The 17,168-nt window shown below is 51.8% G+C and carries 15 protein-coding genes and 1 pseudogene; all 16 read right to left on the bottom strand.

Translation table 11 applies throughout. From position 1 onward, the window contains the following. Positions 1-272: 272 nt before the first annotated feature. The gene (locus tag I8U19_RS17655) at positions 273-425 is read right to left on the bottom strand and encodes a VOC family protein (protein WP_370589772.1); all 153 of its coding nucleotides are present in this window, start codon (positions 423-425) and stop codon (positions 273-275) included. A 39-nt stretch (positions 426-464) separates the two neighbouring features. Next, positions 465-1,361, bottom strand: a pseudogene (locus I8U19_RS17295) (S-adenosylmethionine:tRNA ribosyltransferase-isomerase). Further along, positions 1,322-2,071 carry an SDR family NAD(P)-dependent oxidoreductase gene (locus tag I8U19_RS10835; RefSeq protein ID WP_198055899.1) on the bottom strand — a complete coding sequence of 250 codons (750 nt, stop codon included), beginning with the start codon at positions 2,069-2,071 and terminating at the stop codon, positions 1,322-1,324. The pseudogene I8U19_RS17295 and the gene I8U19_RS10835 overlap by 40 nt, the downstream one beginning before the upstream one ends. 275 nt (positions 2,072-2,346) lie before the next feature. Next, a complete protein-coding gene (locus I8U19_RS10830; RefSeq protein WP_198055898.1) occupies positions 2,347-3,795 on the bottom strand; it encodes a vWA domain-containing protein in 1,449 nt (482 codons plus the stop codon). A gap of 103 nt (positions 3,796-3,898) precedes the next feature. After that, on the bottom strand, positions 3,899-4,717 hold the full coding sequence (locus I8U19_RS10825; RefSeq protein WP_198055897.1) for an MBL fold metallo-hydrolase: 819 nt from the start codon (positions 4,715-4,717) through the stop codon (positions 3,899-3,901). A 170-nt stretch (positions 4,718-4,887) separates the two neighbouring features. After that, on the bottom strand, positions 4,888-6,105 hold the full coding sequence (locus I8U19_RS10820; RefSeq protein ID WP_198055896.1) for a dihydrolipoamide acetyltransferase family protein: 1,218 nt from the start codon (positions 6,103-6,105) through the stop codon (positions 4,888-4,890). Positions 6,106-6,126: 21 nt separating this feature from the next. Further along, on the bottom strand, positions 6,127-7,104 hold the full coding sequence (locus I8U19_RS10815) for an alpha-ketoacid dehydrogenase subunit beta (protein ID WP_033100149.1): 978 nt from the start codon (positions 7,102-7,104) through the stop codon (positions 6,127-6,129). Next, positions 7,101-8,183: a pyruvate dehydrogenase (acetyl-transferring) E1 component subunit alpha gene (gene pdhA / locus I8U19_RS10810; protein WP_370589213.1), complete on the bottom strand. Its 1,083-nt coding sequence runs from the start codon at positions 8,181-8,183 to the stop codon at positions 7,101-7,103. Before pdhA ends, I8U19_RS10815 begins: the two co-directional genes overlap by 4 nt. Positions 8,184-8,188: 5 nt before the next feature. Further along, positions 8,189-9,289 (bottom strand): Leu/Phe/Val dehydrogenase, encoded by a 1,101-nt coding sequence (locus I8U19_RS10805; RefSeq protein ID WP_370589773.1) that lies wholly within the window; start codon positions 9,287-9,289, stop codon positions 8,189-8,191. A 152-nt stretch (positions 9,290-9,441) separates the two neighbouring features. Further along, the gene (locus I8U19_RS10800; RefSeq protein WP_033100147.1) at positions 9,442-10,236 is read right to left on the bottom strand and encodes an enoyl-CoA hydratase-related protein; all 795 of its coding nucleotides are present in this window, start codon (positions 10,234-10,236) and stop codon (positions 9,442-9,444) included. Positions 10,237-10,248: 12 nt separating this feature from the next. Further along, complete coding sequence (locus I8U19_RS10795) at positions 10,249-11,022, bottom strand: enoyl-CoA hydratase-related protein (protein ID WP_033100146.1); 774 nt, start codon at positions 11,020-11,022, stop codon at positions 10,249-10,251. A 204-nt stretch (positions 11,023-11,226) separates the two neighbouring features. Then, a complete protein-coding gene (locus I8U19_RS10790; RefSeq protein ID WP_052154041.1) occupies positions 11,227-11,508 on the bottom strand; it encodes an AbrB/MazE/SpoVT family DNA-binding domain-containing protein in 282 nt (93 codons plus the stop codon). A 108-nt stretch (positions 11,509-11,616) separates the two neighbouring features. After that, positions 11,617-12,681, bottom strand: a complete 1,065-nt coding sequence (locus I8U19_RS10785) for an anti-sigma factor domain-containing protein (RefSeq protein ID WP_198055894.1) — start codon at positions 12,679-12,681, stop codon at positions 11,617-11,619. A gap of 22 nt (positions 12,682-12,703) precedes the next feature. Further along, positions 12,704-13,411, bottom strand: coding sequence for a sigma-70 family RNA polymerase sigma factor (locus I8U19_RS10780; RefSeq protein ID WP_198055893.1), 708 nt, complete (start codon positions 13,409-13,411; stop codon positions 12,704-12,706). Positions 13,412-13,638: 227 nt separating this feature from the next. After that, positions 13,639-15,579 carry an AMP-binding protein gene (locus I8U19_RS10775; RefSeq protein ID WP_198055892.1) on the bottom strand — a complete coding sequence of 647 codons (1,941 nt, stop codon included), beginning with the start codon at positions 15,577-15,579 and terminating at the stop codon, positions 13,639-13,641. Between the two features lie 152 nt (positions 15,580-15,731). After that, complete coding sequence (locus I8U19_RS10770; RefSeq protein ID WP_198055891.1) at positions 15,732-17,141, bottom strand: amino acid permease; 1,410 nt, start codon at positions 17,139-17,141, stop codon at positions 15,732-15,734. Positions 17,142-17,168: the final 27 nt, after the last annotated feature.

Raw genomic sequence — 17,168 nt, 5'->3', positions numbered from 1 at the left:
CCTTCATCGGCTCCTGGCGCCAAGGCATCCACCGTGTGCCCTTAGTAGCTTAACCTGCTACGGTTTCTCTCCCGGTGATGCAACTTGACGAATGACCATTTCGTCATTTGCCTTATTCCATATCTTATTTTCAAGGTGCGTTCTCTCAGTTGTGCCGATCCTCTCGGCGACAAGAAATAATATATCACTGGTTCAAAAAATATGCAAGCCTTTTTTATAAAAAATTTAGCGGGTGGGAATTTGAACCTGCCCGCTTCGACCTTCATCATCGATCAGCCCAAAATCTGAACCAACTCGATCCACTCTCCGTCCGGCCCCAGCACAAAAGCATTCTTCAGCCCGATGTCCCATGTTTTGATCTCTTGGGCAATCTCTACACCTTCTTTTTGCATCCTGTTCACTTCCGCATTGAGATCATTGGTCAAAAATAGGCGGTCAGCAAATCGAGATGGGAAGCTTCCTGCTCATGAAATCCCGTCATCAATCCGGACGACGTTTAACTGGGTCTCTTGGTCGATGCGCAGACAAGTCCATCCGCCGACCGCTTGAATCCCCCCTGACAAGGCTGCACTTTCAAGCGCCCGCACCACTGTTGTTCCCACTGCAATCACTCGTTTCCCTCTCTCTTTCGCTTCCTGAATGATTCTTGCCGTTTCTTCCGGGACTGCATAGAATTCACAATTTCCCTCCGGTTGAACCCGCTCCGCATCGTCAAATAAGTAACTCAACCCAGTATGCAGGGTTAGATAGGCAATTTTTATCCCTTTCCTTTGCAAGCGAAAAAGCATTTCCCAGGTAAACGCTCGGCCGGCCGATGGAAGCTCAACCGAACCCGGCGCATTACCGTATACGGTTTGATAATAATCGAGCGGCCATGATTCGGCGGAATACTCATAATGGACCGGCTCCCCGAGTGCGTAGATTTCTTCCAACAGCGCAGCCCCTTGCCGGTTGAAATCCAACGTGACAAAAGGCGGGCGAGTCTAAATCGCCTTTGCCAATAACCGCGGCGAAAATTCAAGCAGGTCCCCCGGCATCACCGATCCTCCCACCAACAATGCGTCCCAGATTGACTTATCTTTTCTGCGGGCCAAGCGAACCTCCATTCCCCTCTTTAGACACTCATCCCGACGAATCCAATTGGCCTTAAGCGAAGCCGGAATTGTACGGCTGTTGTTTAACACCAGCACATCGCCCGGGGACAAGTATTGATCAAGCTGAAAGAAGATGGTATGTCGGGATTTTCCGGTAAGCCGGTCAGAAACCATCAATTTCACATGATCCCGCCGGATTCCCTTCCGTTCCGGCAGGCTGGAGGCATTTAAAACCGGTGGCAGAACAAATTGGATCGGAGCCGCCATCGTTGATCCCCTTCTTTCCCGGCAAATGTGGGTGCATGAAGCCGTTGGCCATTGACATGACTGGACTCATCCTGTGCAAGATAGAGGAAAACACCTACCCTGTCACGCGGATCAGCCAATTCATAATCGCAATCCGGTACGGCCAGGGCATGCATCTCCGTATCCATCTCCTCGGGGTCGACTGCATTTACCCTGACTCCGCTGCCCTCCACCTCATCGGTCCAGGTTTGCGTCATTCCTTCCAGGGCAAACTTGGAGATGCCGTATGCTCCCCATCCGGCATAACCAATCCGGCCTGCTTCCGATGTGACATTGATCACTGACCCTTTTCCGCGCGCGAGCATCCCGGCCAGTACCCGCCGGGTAACCAAAAACGGATTCATGACGTTAACCCGCAAGACTTCCATAAAATCTTCCTCGGGAAAGTCGAGCAAGTACGGACTCGGACTCGGACCAAAGATTCCGGCGTTGTTAATCAAAACATCGATTTGCCCAAATTCGCCCTCCGCTGTCGCCACAAACCGTTCCACATCGCGCGGGGAGGACATATCTCCTGCCATGGCCAATACTTTTACCAAGTAAGCTTGCAGCTCCTTTTCCACTTGCTTCAGATTTGCTTCCGTACGGGCGGTGAGCGCCAGTGAAGCCCCCTGTTCGGCAAAGGCATGTGCCAAAGCCCTCCCCAGTCCCCGTGACGCCCCGGTAATCATAACCACCTTATTTTTCAGTATTAGAAAAACCTCCTTATTTTTCTGAATGATTGTGGCACCACATTTTTACCCATTTAACAAACTTTTATAAACAATTATGTTTGTTAAATGGGTAAAAATTTTTTCTTCCAAAACAACGGCCAAAGGGCTTTGCAACTCCTTTGGCCAACAAAACAAGTTATTGTTGATCAACGACCAGACGGTTCCCAAGGAGCCCTCTTTTTGTTGCAAGCCGAGAGACTCGGAAACAGTACCGCCCAGTCATTCCCGGTGCTTTATTCCGGTGAACGGATGACACGGGGCATCCGGGCAATAATCGGCGTTCCGTAGCGCAGGTTTAATTTAGGATTGGGAAGAGAGACTGTCATGTGAGAAATCCGTTTGAGTTCGGCGATTTCCCCTCCATTTTCCACCCATAACCGGTTCACTTCATCGTTCTGGGCGACCCATTCCTGATCCAGTTTCCCGCCCACATCACTGTACCTCTGCTTGGCATAGGTGCGCAAATTGTACCAGCGCTCATCCAGCAGATCGCCCGTATCCCGCCAGTGATTCAGATCGATTTTCTTCATGCGGTACAAATCGTCCAAGGCTTCATTCAAATGCCTGTCTTCCAGTGTCACGCGGGCATCCATGCTTTGGTAAGTCTCATCCAGTTTTTGATTATCACTGGTATATTGTTGATTGATCGCTTGCAGCGTTTTTGTGTACCAATTTTCATTTTCAGCATCCAATTCGCCGGCAAAACGGGAAAAGGCCTCTTTCAGTCCCTGCTCATCCATGACAGGCACAAACGTGCCTCCCCCGGCAATCGCGGCGCTATCCAATGTCTGCCGGCTTTTTTCATCCAGACTGAGCCCGATGATGTTGACGATCGTTTGTGGATTGGATTTATGTAATTGCTTCACTTCGGCAACAGGGTTTCCACCGCAGGTATCGCTTCCCCCGCTGACGATGTAGATCCGGTTCTTGCCTGTGGCCCCCGGCTTTTCAGAAAATGCGCGGGCTGTCTGTTTGATCGCCAAGGCAAGCGGTATTCCGCCGGCAGGCTGAGCTCCGTTTAAAGCCTGGTCAAAGCGGTTAGCATCATAAGCGGACAATTGGTACGCTGTCTCAACATTCCCGCAGGAAGGAGCCTGGTTCTTGGTTTGCTCTGAACCGGTCTGTCCGTAAAGGAGCAGGGCCACTTTCGTTTCCTTGGGAAGTTTGGCCGCAAATTGTTTAATGGCCTGACGAGCAAGGGCCATTTTGCTTTCCCCGTTCATCATTCCTGCCATCATCCCGCTTGCATCAAGAAGAATGACAACATTCTCCTTCATTTTCGGCTTTGTCGCATCCTTTAGAGCAGTCGGCTCAGCCTCGGATTTTAAACGGAGCAAAGTCGCCTTGTATTGAGGATTCTCCAATTTCGTAAATTGCTCTTCATATTCTGCATAGTTTTCCCCCAACAGTGCCAGCAACCGGCCATAAATCTCTTCCGCCTTCAAATTTTTCGGGAAAGTCTGCAACGCTGCCCGCAGCTTCTGCACATTATAACGCTTGGATGCATAAAGGCCCTGTCCATGATCCCGGACGATCAATTTGGCATCCGTGCTTGAAATCGGCGGTTTAAAATCAGCCTCTTTTTTGTCTGGCTCGCCCGCCAGTGATAAATAGCTGCAACCGCTGAGCAACATCGAACAGGCAAGGACGGCAGCCCACCCTCTGATCGTTTTGCGTTCCATTTCTTCCCTCCCATCATTGAGAATCCTCTTCTTCTGCTTATACCATACTATGCTTTCACTGGGAAAAGAAAAAAGCAAAATACAACTTTTCGTCATCTTTTTCTCAACGGCCGTTCATTCTCTCACGCACAATCGAATGAACGAGATGAACCGGCGACATCTCCCCGCCCGTAAACAAGGATACCCATTGCTTGGAAGGCAGCAATCTTTTGGCGATCTCGGCTTCATCCAACCCTCTCTCATGAAATTCCAGCGTTTTCTCCTGTAACCCTTCCAAAAAACGAAGCTTCTTTTCCAATTTGAAACGGCCGTCCTCTACAATGCCTGCGTGGCCGCAAAAAACGGTTTCGACCGGGAAAGTCAGAATCCGCTTGATCGAATCGATCATCCGGGGAACCGATTCTCCTTTCATCCCGTAATCGAGGCGGGTTCCCAAAAATAAATCACCTACGAACAACCATTTTTTCTCTTCTTCGAGCAGGCAAATATGGTCAGGTGAATGCCCCGGGGTGCGAACAATCCGAAATCGATGGTTCGGCGTCTCCAGCCATTCGGGTACATCGACGCCCCCCATTTCCCCCCGCTTATTCCCCCAGATGATCCGACGGTAAGCTGGCATTTCCAATCGGTCAAATTCCGATTTTGTCTCAGGTGACCGGTACAAGGGAATGCGAAAGTAAGCGGCCCAAAAATCGGCGTTGCCGGCGTGATCTTCGTGAAAATGAGTGAGAACAATCTGGCGCGGATTTTTATCAGTTAAATAAGGAAGGAGTTCTGATCTTGCACGAACCGGCCCGGTGTCGATTAACAGACCGTCCACAATGTAACAACAAAAAGATAAAGGACTGCGAAAAAAACAGAAGCGTCCCCGGATCATATGAACATCTTCATTCACCGCTGTCCTGATTCGTATTTTCCTCATCTCGCCATTCTTCCTTCCTGGAAAATGACACATCGAAAAAGGCTCAGGCGCACATCTCCAGTGTTTGTTTAATCACACACCTGGTGCTTCTCCTTATTATTGTAAACCATCCTTCTTCTTCCTGATATTTTCGCAAGCCATGAAAAAAAGCCGGTTGATTCTACCGGCTTTCACACTAACTCTTTCACCAGCCTGCCAGGGTCGGAAACATATTCTCCCAGGGTTTTTGTAAAGCGAATCGCATCCGCCCCATCCAGGACGCGATGATCAAAACTGAGCGAAACATTCATTTGCCAGCCAGCCGTGAGAACGCCTTCCCGAACGACCGGCTTTTGTTCAATGGGATGAATAGCCAGGATGGCCACTTCCGGGGGATTGATAATCGGTGTAGCCCAGCTGCCGCCAAGCGCACCGGCGTTGCTGATGGTAAATGTGCTCCCTTTCATATGCTTGGGCAAAAGTTTTCCTTCTCTCGCCCACTCTGTCAATTGTCCCAATTCCTCAGCGATTCTCTCCATACTCTTTCTTTCCACCTGATGGATTACGGGAACCAGCAAACCGCGCGGCGTATCGGTGGCAATCCCCAGAGAAACGGAAGAAAAACGCCTTACTTTCTGTTCCTCTTCCAAAAAATGGACATTGAAATGAGGATGGTGTTTCAAAGTGACGGCAACCAGTTTGGCCAGAATCGCCATGTAGGTCAGACGGGGCCCTTCGGGGTCGTGAAGCCGGTTCTTGCGCCACTCCACCAATCCGTCAGCGGCCAGCTCATCAAAGTGGGTCGCGTGGGGTTTGCGCGTCACCGAAAACAACAACCGGTCAGCGATCTTGCGACGGGTGGGGGTGAGGGATTCTTCCACCCACTCCCGGGCATGCGAAGGGGCATCGACAATCCCGGTTTGCCCGTCTTCGCCGGCGGATAACAACTGATTCGATCGGGCTGCCTTCCTCACATCATCATCAGTCACCCTGCCGTGAACGCCTGTCCCCTCCACTTGCAGCAAATCAACTCCCAAATCCCGTGCCAGACGGCGGGTGGACGGCGCGGCCAACACCCTTTTCCGCTTCTTTGCCCCTGTCGCCTCCCGCAGATTCTTTTCGTCCCCGCCGGAAGCTCCCGGTGTTGGAGGCGGATCCGGTTTCTCTTCCTCCTGACCTGCGAGCCTGTATAATACTTCTCCCACCGGAACCACATCCCCGATTTTCCAGCAAAGGCTGGCAATGCGTCCGGCCGCGGGGGCAGGCAGTTCGACCACAGCCTTATCAGTCTGCACTTCAATCACAGGCTGATTTTCTTCCACCTCTTCTCCTTCCGCCACCAACCAGCGCACCACTTCCGCTTCTGCCACGCCTTCACCGATATCCGGCAAGCGAAATGCCACTGACATCCCATTTCCCTCCTCGCTTTCTTAAAATGATGCAACCTGACCGATCGCTTGTGAAACGCGCTCCACTCCGGGAAGAAAATGGTCTTCCAAAGCAAACATCGGAACCGGAGCATCATATCCGGTCACGCGGGCGATCGGAGCCTCCAAATACAAAAAGGCGTGTTCTTGGATCAGGGCAATCAGTTCGGCGCCAAGGCCCGCCGTTTTCGGAGCCTCATGAACGATGACGGCTCTGCCGGTCTTTTTGATCGATTCGATGATCGTCTCTTCATCCAGCGGATAGAGCGTGCGCAAATCGATAACGTCACAGCTGACCCCTTTTTGCTCCCACTCCCGGGCCGCTTTTTCCGCAATCGGCACCATCGCCCCCCAAGCAAATACGCTGAGATCATCCCCTTCTCTCACCCGTCGCGCTTTTCCAAGCGGCACTTCGAACCAGCCCTCGGGGACCTCTTCTTTGACGGAGCGATAAATTCGCATCGGCTCCAGGAAAATGACCGGATCCGGATCTTTGATCGCTGCGAGCAACAGCCCTTTCGCGTCGGACGGGGTGGAAGGCACGACGACTTTCAGACCGGGAATATGCACAAACAAGCTTTCTGTCGAATCGCAATGCAGTTCGGGAGCGCGAATTCCGCCTCCGTAAGGGGCCCGGATGACCAGCGAGGCGGGAAACACTCCCTGTGTCCGGGTGCGCAGGCGGGCGGCATGCGTGACGATTTGTTCAAAAGCGGGATAGATAAAACCCATAAACTGAATTTCCGCCACCGGTCGAAACCCGTTGACCGCCAGGCCGATCGACGTTCCGACAATCCCCGCTTCCGCGAGAGGCGTATCAATCACGCGCTCATCGCCGAACTCTTCCCACAATCCGTCCGTCGCCCGAAATACCCCTCCGTTTTTGCCCACATCTTCCCCGAGAACGATTACACTGGGGTCGGTCTTCAAGGCGACGCGCATTCCGTCACAGATCGCCTGCACGATGGTCATCTTCGTCATCCTACTCCCCCCTTATCCTGTTCCAATTGCTTTTGTTGCCGCCTTTCATTGGGAGAAAGCTGCGCATACACATGTGCGAACAGATGGGTGGGCGGGGCGGGAGGACGGCTTTCCGCTTCCCGGATCGCCTCATCGATTCGCCGCTTGCACTCCTGTTCCCACTCTTTTTCCTCTGCTTCATTCAGAAGGCCTTCCGCTCGTAACAAGTGAATGTAGCGCTTGAGCGGGTCTTTCTTTTGCACCCACTCTGCCACTTCTGCATCGGGACGGTAGCGTTTCGCATCATCGGCTGTGGTATGGGAACCTTTGCGATAGGTTACCGCTTCAATCAAGGTCGGCCCTTGACCTGACCGGGCCCGTTTCACCGCTTCCGTCATCACATCATAAACGGCAAGCACATCATTGCCGTCAACGCGGACTCCCGGAAACCCATAGGCAGCGGCCCGTTCCGCCACCGTTTCCGACGCGGATTGGCGCGAAAAAGGAACACTGATGGCGTAGCCGTTATTCTGGCAGAAGAGAATCACTGGCACGCGAAAAACGCCTGCGAAGTTGCATGCTTCATGAAAATCGCCCTCCGAGGTGGCTCCATCTCCAAAATAGGCAACAGCAACCGACGATTCTCTGCGCAGTTTTGCCGCCCAAGCCGCCCCGACCGCATGCGGAATCTGAGTGGCGATGGGAACGGAAGGCGGAAGCAAGCGAACCCCTTCGGGCGGCTTGCATCCCTCCACCCGTCCCATCCAATAAAGCAGAATATTGGCGATCGGCATTCCGGCGATCATCGCTACCCCGTGTTCACGATAACTGGGGAAAATCCAGTCTTCCTCCTTCAGCGCCATCGCACTGCCGATCTGTGCCGCCTCCTGGCCCTCCAGCGGCGCATAGGTGCCGATCCTCCCCTGCCTCTGCAACAAAATCGCCCGGCGGTCAAACATGCGGACGAGCGTCATCTCGCGGTAAAATCGAAGTTTCGTCTCCCGGTTCAGCCGTGTCCATATCTCCATCCCCCGTCCCGACAGCGTGCCGTCCGGCAGGAGATATTGAACGAGATTTTCTTGACGCTGGTCAGTAAGCACAAACCCTACCTCCCTCTTTCCGACAAATGAAAACCGAGCAGAATCCGGCGAAGATCCGCCACTTTCTCGATGCGCTCCATCACCAGTTGATCGGCTGCCCTGCTCGTGGCAATATTCTCGGCATGCGAACGTTCATAAATGGCTAACAACATGTCATAAATCGCTTTCGTCTTGGCCAGAACCCGTTTCTCTTCGTAACCCTCCACTTCATCGGCTACCTGAATCAATCCGCCCGCATTGACGAGATAATCAGGGGCATAGAGAATTCCTTTTTCATGCAGGTAATCGCCATGACGCGTTTCTTCGAGCTGGTTGTTGGCAGAACCGACAATCGCCAGGCAGCGAAGCTGGTCGATCGTTTCATCGTTCACCACACCACCGCGGGCGCAGGGGGCGAAAATGTCACACTCCACGCGATGGATTGTATCCACTCCGGTCAATTCCACATTACCTCCGTACTTTTCTGCCAATTCCATGCAACGCTCCTCGTTGATATCCGCGATCACCACCCTTGCCCCCTCGGCAACGAGCAGTTCAACCAGGCGGTATCCCACTTTTCCCACTCCTTGGACCGCCACTTTGCGCCCGCGCAGCTCAGGTGATCCCCAAAGGTACTTCGCCGTCGCCTTCATTCCCTGCAAAACACCGAACGCCGTAGGAATCGAGGTATCCCCGCTGCCGCCGTGTTCTTTTGGCAGACCGACAATCGCCTTCGATTCTTTGGCGGCATGAACAAAGTCCTCCGCATAAGTCCCCATGTCCGTTCCCGTCAAAAAGCGCCCGTTCAATCCTTCGACAAAACGGCCCACCGCCCGGAACAATTCGGGGGTCTTATCAGTCCGGGGGTCCCCGATGATCACCATTTTCCCCCCGCCAAAATCGGCATCCGCCAAACCGCATTTATACGTCATCCCTTTGGACAAGCGCAACACATCCTCAAGCGCTTCATCCGTGGAGGAATACGGGATCATGCGACAACCGCCCAGCGCCGGGCCCAGTGTCGTGTTATGGATGGCAATGATCGCCTTTAATCCGGTCGGCCGGTGGCGGCAAAATACTACCTGCTCGTGTCCGTGCTGATCCATGAGATCAAAAATATCGCGCATCATCGCCTGATCTTCACGCTCTTGATTTTTTCCCTGATCGATTTTCATGCTTCCCATATCTCTCATCCCCATTTTTCCAGCTTGAAGCGATCAGACAAGCCTGAAAATCTCCAACCTGCTTCATCATATGACCCAAACGAAGGGGTGTGCGTTTATTCCCCTTTGAACGAAGGTTTCCTCTTTTCTGCAAAAGCTTGTACCCCTTCGAGAAAGTCCCGTGTCTGCCCCGCTCTCTCCTGCAGAACGGCTTCCGATTCCAGAGCCTCTTCCAGACTTCCTTCCATCCCCTTGTAAATCGCCTGTTTGGTCAATCCGATCGCCACCGTCGGCCCCTCCGCCAGCTTGCGCGCAAAGGCAAAAGCTTCGTCCATCAACTGATCTTCGGAAACCAAGCGGTTCGCCAGTCCGATCGCTACGGCTTCTTCCGCTTCGACATCCCGTCCCGTCATCGCAATTTCCAGCGCCCTTCCCAGCCCGACCAGCCGCGGCAAAAAGTAGCTCGAGCCGCTGTCCGGAACCAGTCCGATCCTGACGAACGCTTCGACAAACTTTGTTTTCGGCGTGATCAAACGAAAATCGCAGGCCAAAGCGAGGCTTGCTCCGGCTCCGGCCGCCACGCCGTTGACAGCCGCAATGATCGGCTTTTCCATCCCGACCATCGTTTTGATCAGAGGATTATAACGGCTGCGCACGCTGTCACCGAGTGAAATCAGCTCTCCTTTTTTTTGCATGGCGGAACGGTCGTTTAAGTCTTGTCCAGAACAAAACGCTTTCCCTGATCCGGTCAAAATGACAGCGCGGATTTCCCTGTCTTCTTTTACCTTTGTCAATTTTTCCAGAAGCTCACGGCTGAGCTGGTTATTGATCGCATTATACAGCTGTGGCCGGTTTAGCGTAAGAATTCCGACCCCCTCTTTTTTCTGCAAAAGAACCGTGCGTTCACTCAATTACGTCCCCTCCTATTTTCCTTTGAATTGCGCTTTTCTTTTTTCTATAAATGCATTCATGCCTTCACGCTGATCTTCGGTGGAAAACAGCATGCCAAACGCCAGCTGTTCAAAGTGAAGTCCCTGTTCCAGCGACATTTCCTGCGCCCTTAGAATCGCCTGTTTCGCCATTTTAACCGCCAGCGGCGGCTTTTCCGCAATCTTTTGCGCCAGGCTCAACGCTTCCGGTTCCAATTGTTCCGGAGGAACCACGCGGTTGATCAAGCCCCAGTCCAATGCCTCCTCCGCGGTAATCGGATCGCCGGTCAAGATCATCTCCATTGCCTTCCCCTTGCCGACCGAACGAGTCAACCGCTGCGTTCCACCCGCTCCCGGAATCACCCCAAGCAAAATCTCCGGCTGCCCAAAACGGGCGGTTTCCGCCGCAATAATGATGTCACAGCACATGGCCAATTCATTTCCGCCGCCTAAAGCATAGCCTGCCACCGCAGCGATGAGCGGCTTCTCCACCCGGCGGACCCGCTGCCAATCGGCGAAATAGGCGTTTCCGACAAATTGGAAAGGAGCAGCATCGGCCATTTCACTGATATCCGCTCCGGCGGCAAACGCCTTGCCCTGACCCGTAAGGATGATGCAGCCGATGTTCTCATCCCTGTCCATTTCTTCCAACACGTCTGCCAGTTCTTTCATCAACGATGTGTTTAATGCATTTAACACGCGGGGTCTGTTGAGGCGGACAATCCCGACCCTGCCTTCCCGTTCTACCAGAATCAGCGGCTCGTCCATCCGGCTTGTTCCTCCTTTTCTGTTAGAAAGCGGTTACATTTAATCTTTTATAAAAATAATCTCTTTTCTGATCATACGATTTTATTTTACCAAACAAGCGGTTGTTTGTCATTTCCTTCATGTACAGCAGCACAGCAGTAAAGACAGGAAATTCCCGGCATCCACATGCTTCGCTCAACAGAAAAAGCGCCCTTTTCCAGGCGCTTATTTGTGTGAAACGGTCTTTTGCGGCTGTTTCGCCAACACATATTTCGCTGTTTCTGAGATGCATTCTTCACAAATGATCTTGTCACGAAAGTAGAAGAGATTGTAAGAACTTCCGCACAAAATACAACTGGGGTTATATTTTTTCAGGACAATCGCATTGTTATCCACAAAAATTTCCACCCCATCGTGGGGATTGATGCTCATCAAATCTCTTAATTCCTTTGGTAAAACGATGCGTCCCAAATGGTCTACTTTGCGAACGATCCCGATTCCTTTCATCCCATGGCTCCTCTCATTACTGTTGAAAGCTGTTTCGGGAGGTGTCAGCTTGCAACAAACAAGCGAGCGTCACAAAAAGGTTGTCGGTATCGCTGTGACCGTTTATCTCTACTGGGAACCTGATGGACTCTGCGTCATTGACCCAGTTGAAGTTCCCGTGTCGGTTTGGGTGTTGCCTTCCACATTGGTCGTAGCAGAACCCGGGTTGTTTGATGTGGAAGTGTCAGTTCCCGGATTGGCTTTAGTCGGCTGATTGGTCTGATCGGGAGTATTCTGCTGACTTTCGTTATCGGTGGGTGTCTGATTTCCCGATCCATTCAATTTCTGATTGGAATCCGCCGGTTCTTCCGTGGGCTGGTCTTTTGGCGGGGTTTGCCCATCCGTTTCCGAACCGTCATCGATAATCGAATTCCAATCCGTAGCAGAAGGCTTTTTCAACAATTCGGATACCGGTTTGATATCATTGGCCAAAGCTTCGATCGGCGTATCATTGACCTCTTCCAGCGGAAGCTCTTTTCCTTCTTTCTTCGCGAGCACCCAGACAGCGTATTTCGCCGGCGACAAACCTTTCTTCGCCGCTTTTGTCTGCACTTTTTTGGGCATGGCCAAAGTGTGCACATGCAAACCGAGATGTCGGTCTTCGCTCTCCTCACTGATCACCTTTTTCAAGGAATTGATCGTGGAGACGCTCTCTTTCTCCTCTTTAATCCCTGACAGCACCACTTGGTCTTGATTGTGCAGATATCCGTTTCTTCGCGCTGCTTCCAAAAACTGAACAGCAAAATCGTCGACGCTTTCCCCATGGAAATCAGCCTGCTTCAGCAGCTTTTCCGCCGACTTGTTCAGCGGTTCAACCTTGACCACTTTTCTATCTTTATTTAAAGCGATGGCAACACTCGGATTTACATCAAGATACACATAGGTTTGGGCATAGGCTTTGTCGGGTGCCGCCGAGGACAGAATAAAAAAAGTTCCGAGCATCGCCGCAGCCGCAGCAGAAATGGCCGCAATCCATGCAGCGCGCTTCTGCTTTCTCACGGGTGATGTCTGAACGGAAATTTCTTCTCCAACCTGGGAAAGATCATTGGTTTTTGGAACTTTAACAAATTCACCATCGGTGGTTAAAATGATCCAGTGCTTCGCCTGAACCTCCATAATGATCCCTTTTCGCATCAGTCCAACCTCCCTTCTTCCCCTATAACCCAATGTAACTGCGGATCAGGGTAAGATCTTCGACCACAACAATGGTGAGGGCGATAAGGTAGTTTCGATGTCTGTTAAGCGTTCGTCTGTGCAAACCGAGTGTTTTTGCCAGATCTTTCTCTGTCTTTTTCTGGGATAAAAACTTTTGCATTAAGTTTTTGTCCGATACTAACATTTTGGCAACTTGCAACAAACTTTCCCGTGTATCCCGATGTTTCGGACTCTTTTTCGTCAATTCCTCCAACGTGATTCCGTATTTTTCCAAAGAACGGATAAAAATTTCAATCTCCAAACGGCGCAATCGGTCTGTCTCTTCTTTTTTGTGTCTTTCAAACGACAAAGCGACTAACTCTTGATTATGCGTCTCTTCTTCACGTGCACCCGGCGCAGAGAGGGGAACCGAGCGTTGATGCCTGCCTTCCTGCCTGAAATAGTCTACCAGCCGGCGCTGGATGACCTTGTAGGCAAATGATAAAAAGGTGGCACGATGTTCGGGATTATATCTCCCGATCGCTTCATCGATCGCCCGATAAGCAATCATGTATTCATCATCATGAGGTGTAACAACCCTTCTGCAGATCCGTGATGCAATTCTGCGCACGTGCGGTTCAAGTTCACGCAATAGTTCGTCTCTCTGTTCAGGAGAGTGCGTTTCTTGCACCTGTAACACGCGCATTTCCAAATCTGTTCCCCGAAACATGCAATACCGACACCTCTCCCTATGTATTTATTCGCATCGCCAACCTTGTTTTTGTCCCCACAGGCCATCAACATTTTACCATGTTCCCCGCACCCCGTCTTTTGAAGATAATTTATTTTAAAAAATAGTATAAATTAAAGCAAGGTGTCGACTTGCATGATTTGAAGAAACAAAACAGGAAGAGGATCACCCCGGGCGGATGCCTCCTCTTCCTTCTCCCCCGTCCGTCACACACCGGCCAACCGGCGAATTTTTTCAACTGCGTGTGCATTCTCCAGCGATGAAAGATCCCCTGCATTCTCCCCCAGATAGGCGGCACGAATGACCCGGCGCAAGATTTTGCCGTTACGCGTTTTCGGCAGTTCGTCCACGATATGCACCCGTTTCGGTTTTAATGCTTTTCCCATCCGCTCTCCGACGAATCGGACCAGCTCTTCTGTCAGCGACTGAACTTCCTCCCCGTCGCCGCGTACGACAACGAAACAGACGGCGCTTTCCCCTTTGTCGGCATCCGGAACCCCGATCGTTGCCGCTTCAATCACGGACGGATGATCGACCAGAACCGATTCCATCTCCGCCGGTCCCAAACGTTTTCCGGCGATTTTCAATGTATCATCGGAACGGCCGGTGATGAACCACTGCCCCCCCTCATCGACAATGACCCAGTCCCCGTGCAGCCACGTTTTGGGCCAGCGCGACCAATAGGTATCCTCATAGCGTCTGGCATCCTGCCAAAATCCGCTGGTCATGCCTACCCACGGCTGCCGCAACACCAATTCGCCCACCTCGCCCCGAACCGTTTTTCCCTGATCATCAAACACCTCGGCGTCCATTCCGGGCAGCGGTCCGGCAAAACCGCAGGGAACGATCGGCTTGAAGAAATGGTTGCCCAAAATTCCGCCAGAGATTTCGGTTCCGCCTGAGTAGTTGAAAATGGGAACCCGCTTTCCTCCCACTTGTTCAAACAGCCAGTGCCAAGGTTCCGGGTTCCAGGGTTCCCCCGTCGAACCGAACACGCGCAGACTGCTTAAATCCCGCTGGCTGAACCACGATGTGCCATGTTTCATGAGCGCACGAATCAGCGTGGGAGAAATGCCCAGATGGGTAACGCCGTGTTTTTCCGTCAATTCCCAGAGACGTCCCGGAGTCGGATAATCCGGCGTACCTTCAAATACGAGCATGGTGCTTCCCAACAGCAGAGTGCCAAAAACCATCCACGGCCCCATCATCCAACCCATATCGGTCACCCAGAACAGAATGTCCCCCAGTCCCACATCGAAGGCATAACCCGCATCAAAGGCCGCTTTGAGCGGAAATCCGCTGTGTACATGGACCGTTCCTTTCGGTTTGCCGGTTGTTCCGGAGGTATAGATAATCATAAACGGGTCATTCGCGTCCGTCACCGCAGGAGAAAGCGTTTTCATTTCTGCAGTCAATTGATCCCACTTCACATCCCGGTCCGGGTTCCACGGACAATCTCTTCCCAGCCGGCTGACCACAACCACTTTCTCCACACTCGGCGACAAATCTGCAGCCCGATCCGCCTCCTCTTTCATCGCAACCACTTTTCCCCGGCGCAAATAGCCATCAGCCGTGATCAGCCATTTCGCCTGACAGCCCTGAATCCGGGTTGCCACCGCTTCAGCTCCGTATCCGGAAAAACAGGGAGTAAAAATAGCGCCTATCCGGGCAACCGCCAGCATGGCTATCACATTTTCGGCAATCATCGGCATGTAGATAGCGACGCAGTCCCCCGCAGCCACCCCCAATTTCTTCAATCCGCATGCCAGCCGGTTCACTTCCAGCCACAGGTCGCGGTAGGTGTATTTTTTCGTCGTCCCGTCATCTCCCTCCCAGATGAGGGCCAGGCGATGCCGGGCAGCGGGTTCTTCGACAAACCGGTCCAGGCAGTTATCGGAAATGTTGATCTTTCCATCGACAAACCAGCGGGTCCAGGCGATGCCATCGGACATATCCAACACTTGCCGGTACGGCATCATCCATCGCAAGCCCAGATCATTCACAACTTCATCCCAAAACCAGGCGATATTCTTGATTGATTGTTCATAAAACCGGTCATAGTCCCGAAACCCCAGCCGTTTCATAAATCGATACAAGCGTGTCTGTTCCATTTGCTCTTGTTTTGGAAACCATACTGGCTTGTGCATCGAAAGATCACTCCATTTCTGAATAAAATCATCCCTCTATATTTTAAATCTATTATGATTATTGGGTCAAAACTTTGCATATTTCAGATATAAAATACACACTTTCACAGAAAAAAAGCTCCCATGCTCAACACATGGAAGCCCGCACATCTTTATTTCGTTTCCATTTTCAATCTCGCGGCCTCGCTCTTTTTGCGGAAAAAGAGGAAATACAGGATATAACAAAGAATAAATGCCGGAATGCCGTATTCGATCGCCGGCCGCTGCGTCGGATCAAACCACAGGCTGATCAAAGCGATCAGGTTAATGAGAAAGGCAAGAATCGGCACAACCGGATAAAGCGGCGTTTTAAAATGGAGTGCTTCCAATTTTCCGCCTTCGGCCAGGTAACGGCGCCGGAAGAAAAACTGCGATGCAGCAATGGACATCCATGCCAGAATCGCCGTCATTCCCGCGATGGAAAGAAGCACCATATAGACAGTATCCTCAGCAAATTTGTAAGACAGGAGGGAAAGGCAAGCAATTGCCATACTCAAAATCAAAGCGTTAAACGGAACACCCCGTTTGGTCAGCCTGCCGAACACCGGACTGGCCATACCGTTTTTGGACAAGGCGTACAGCATCCGCGTCGTTGCGTACAAGCCCGAGTTCGCCACGGATAACAGTGCCGTCAAGATGACAAAATTCATGATATCCGCAGCATATGGAATGCCGATTTTATCAAGTACAGTCACAAACGGGCTCTCCATGACCCCAGCCTGTTTCCACGGCAATAATCCGCATAAAACAAAAACAGCCAGTCCAAAAAACAAAATCGTTCTCCACACCGTTTGCCGGATGGCGCGCGGGATCGTTTTTTGCGGGTTTTCACTTTCCCCGGAGGCAATCCCAATCAATTCCGTCCCCTGAAAGGAAAAATTGACGGCCACCATCGTAACCAGCACATTGATAAACCCATTGGGGAACAACCCGTCCTGAGTAAAGTGGCTCAAGTAGGGAGCCGCTTCTCCACCCTTCAGGTGGATGAATCCAAACATGGCAGCCCCGCCCAAAATAATGAACAAAATGATGGTAATCACTTTGATGCTGGCAAACCAGAACTCGGTCTCCGCAAATCCCTTGGCCGAGAAAGCGTTTACAACAAATAACACGACTCCAAAGATTAAGCACCATACCCAAATCGAGACATGGGGAAACCAGTGCTTCATGGTCAACCCGATCGACGTGAGTTCCAGCGCCACTGTCACGGCCCAGCCCAGCCAATACATCCATCCGACGGCAAAACCGGTGGCCGGCCCGATGAATTTGGTGGTATAATCCTGGAACGATCCTGCAGAAGGCATCGCCACAGATAATTCACCCAGGCACAACATGATCAGGTACATGCAGATTCCGCCGATTATATAAGATAATACCGCACCTAACGGCCCCGCCTGTCCGATCGTGAAGCCTGTACTGAGGAAGAAGCCCGTTCCGATCACTCCACCGAGGGCAATCATGAACAAGTGGCGGCTCTTCATCGATTGTTTCAGCTGTCCTTGCTGCTCTTGACTCGTATTCAACAGACGACCTCCCCTTTTTTTATAGCC

The organism is Thermoactinomyces sp. CICC 10523, assembly GCF_016055105.1.
GTDB classification, from domain to species: Bacteria; Bacillota; Bacilli; order Thermoactinomycetales; family Thermoactinomycetaceae; genus Thermoactinomyces_A; species Thermoactinomyces_A daqus.
The sequence above is the reverse complement of the archived record's forward strand: the minus strand, read 5'-3'. Positions and strand labels throughout refer to the sequence as shown.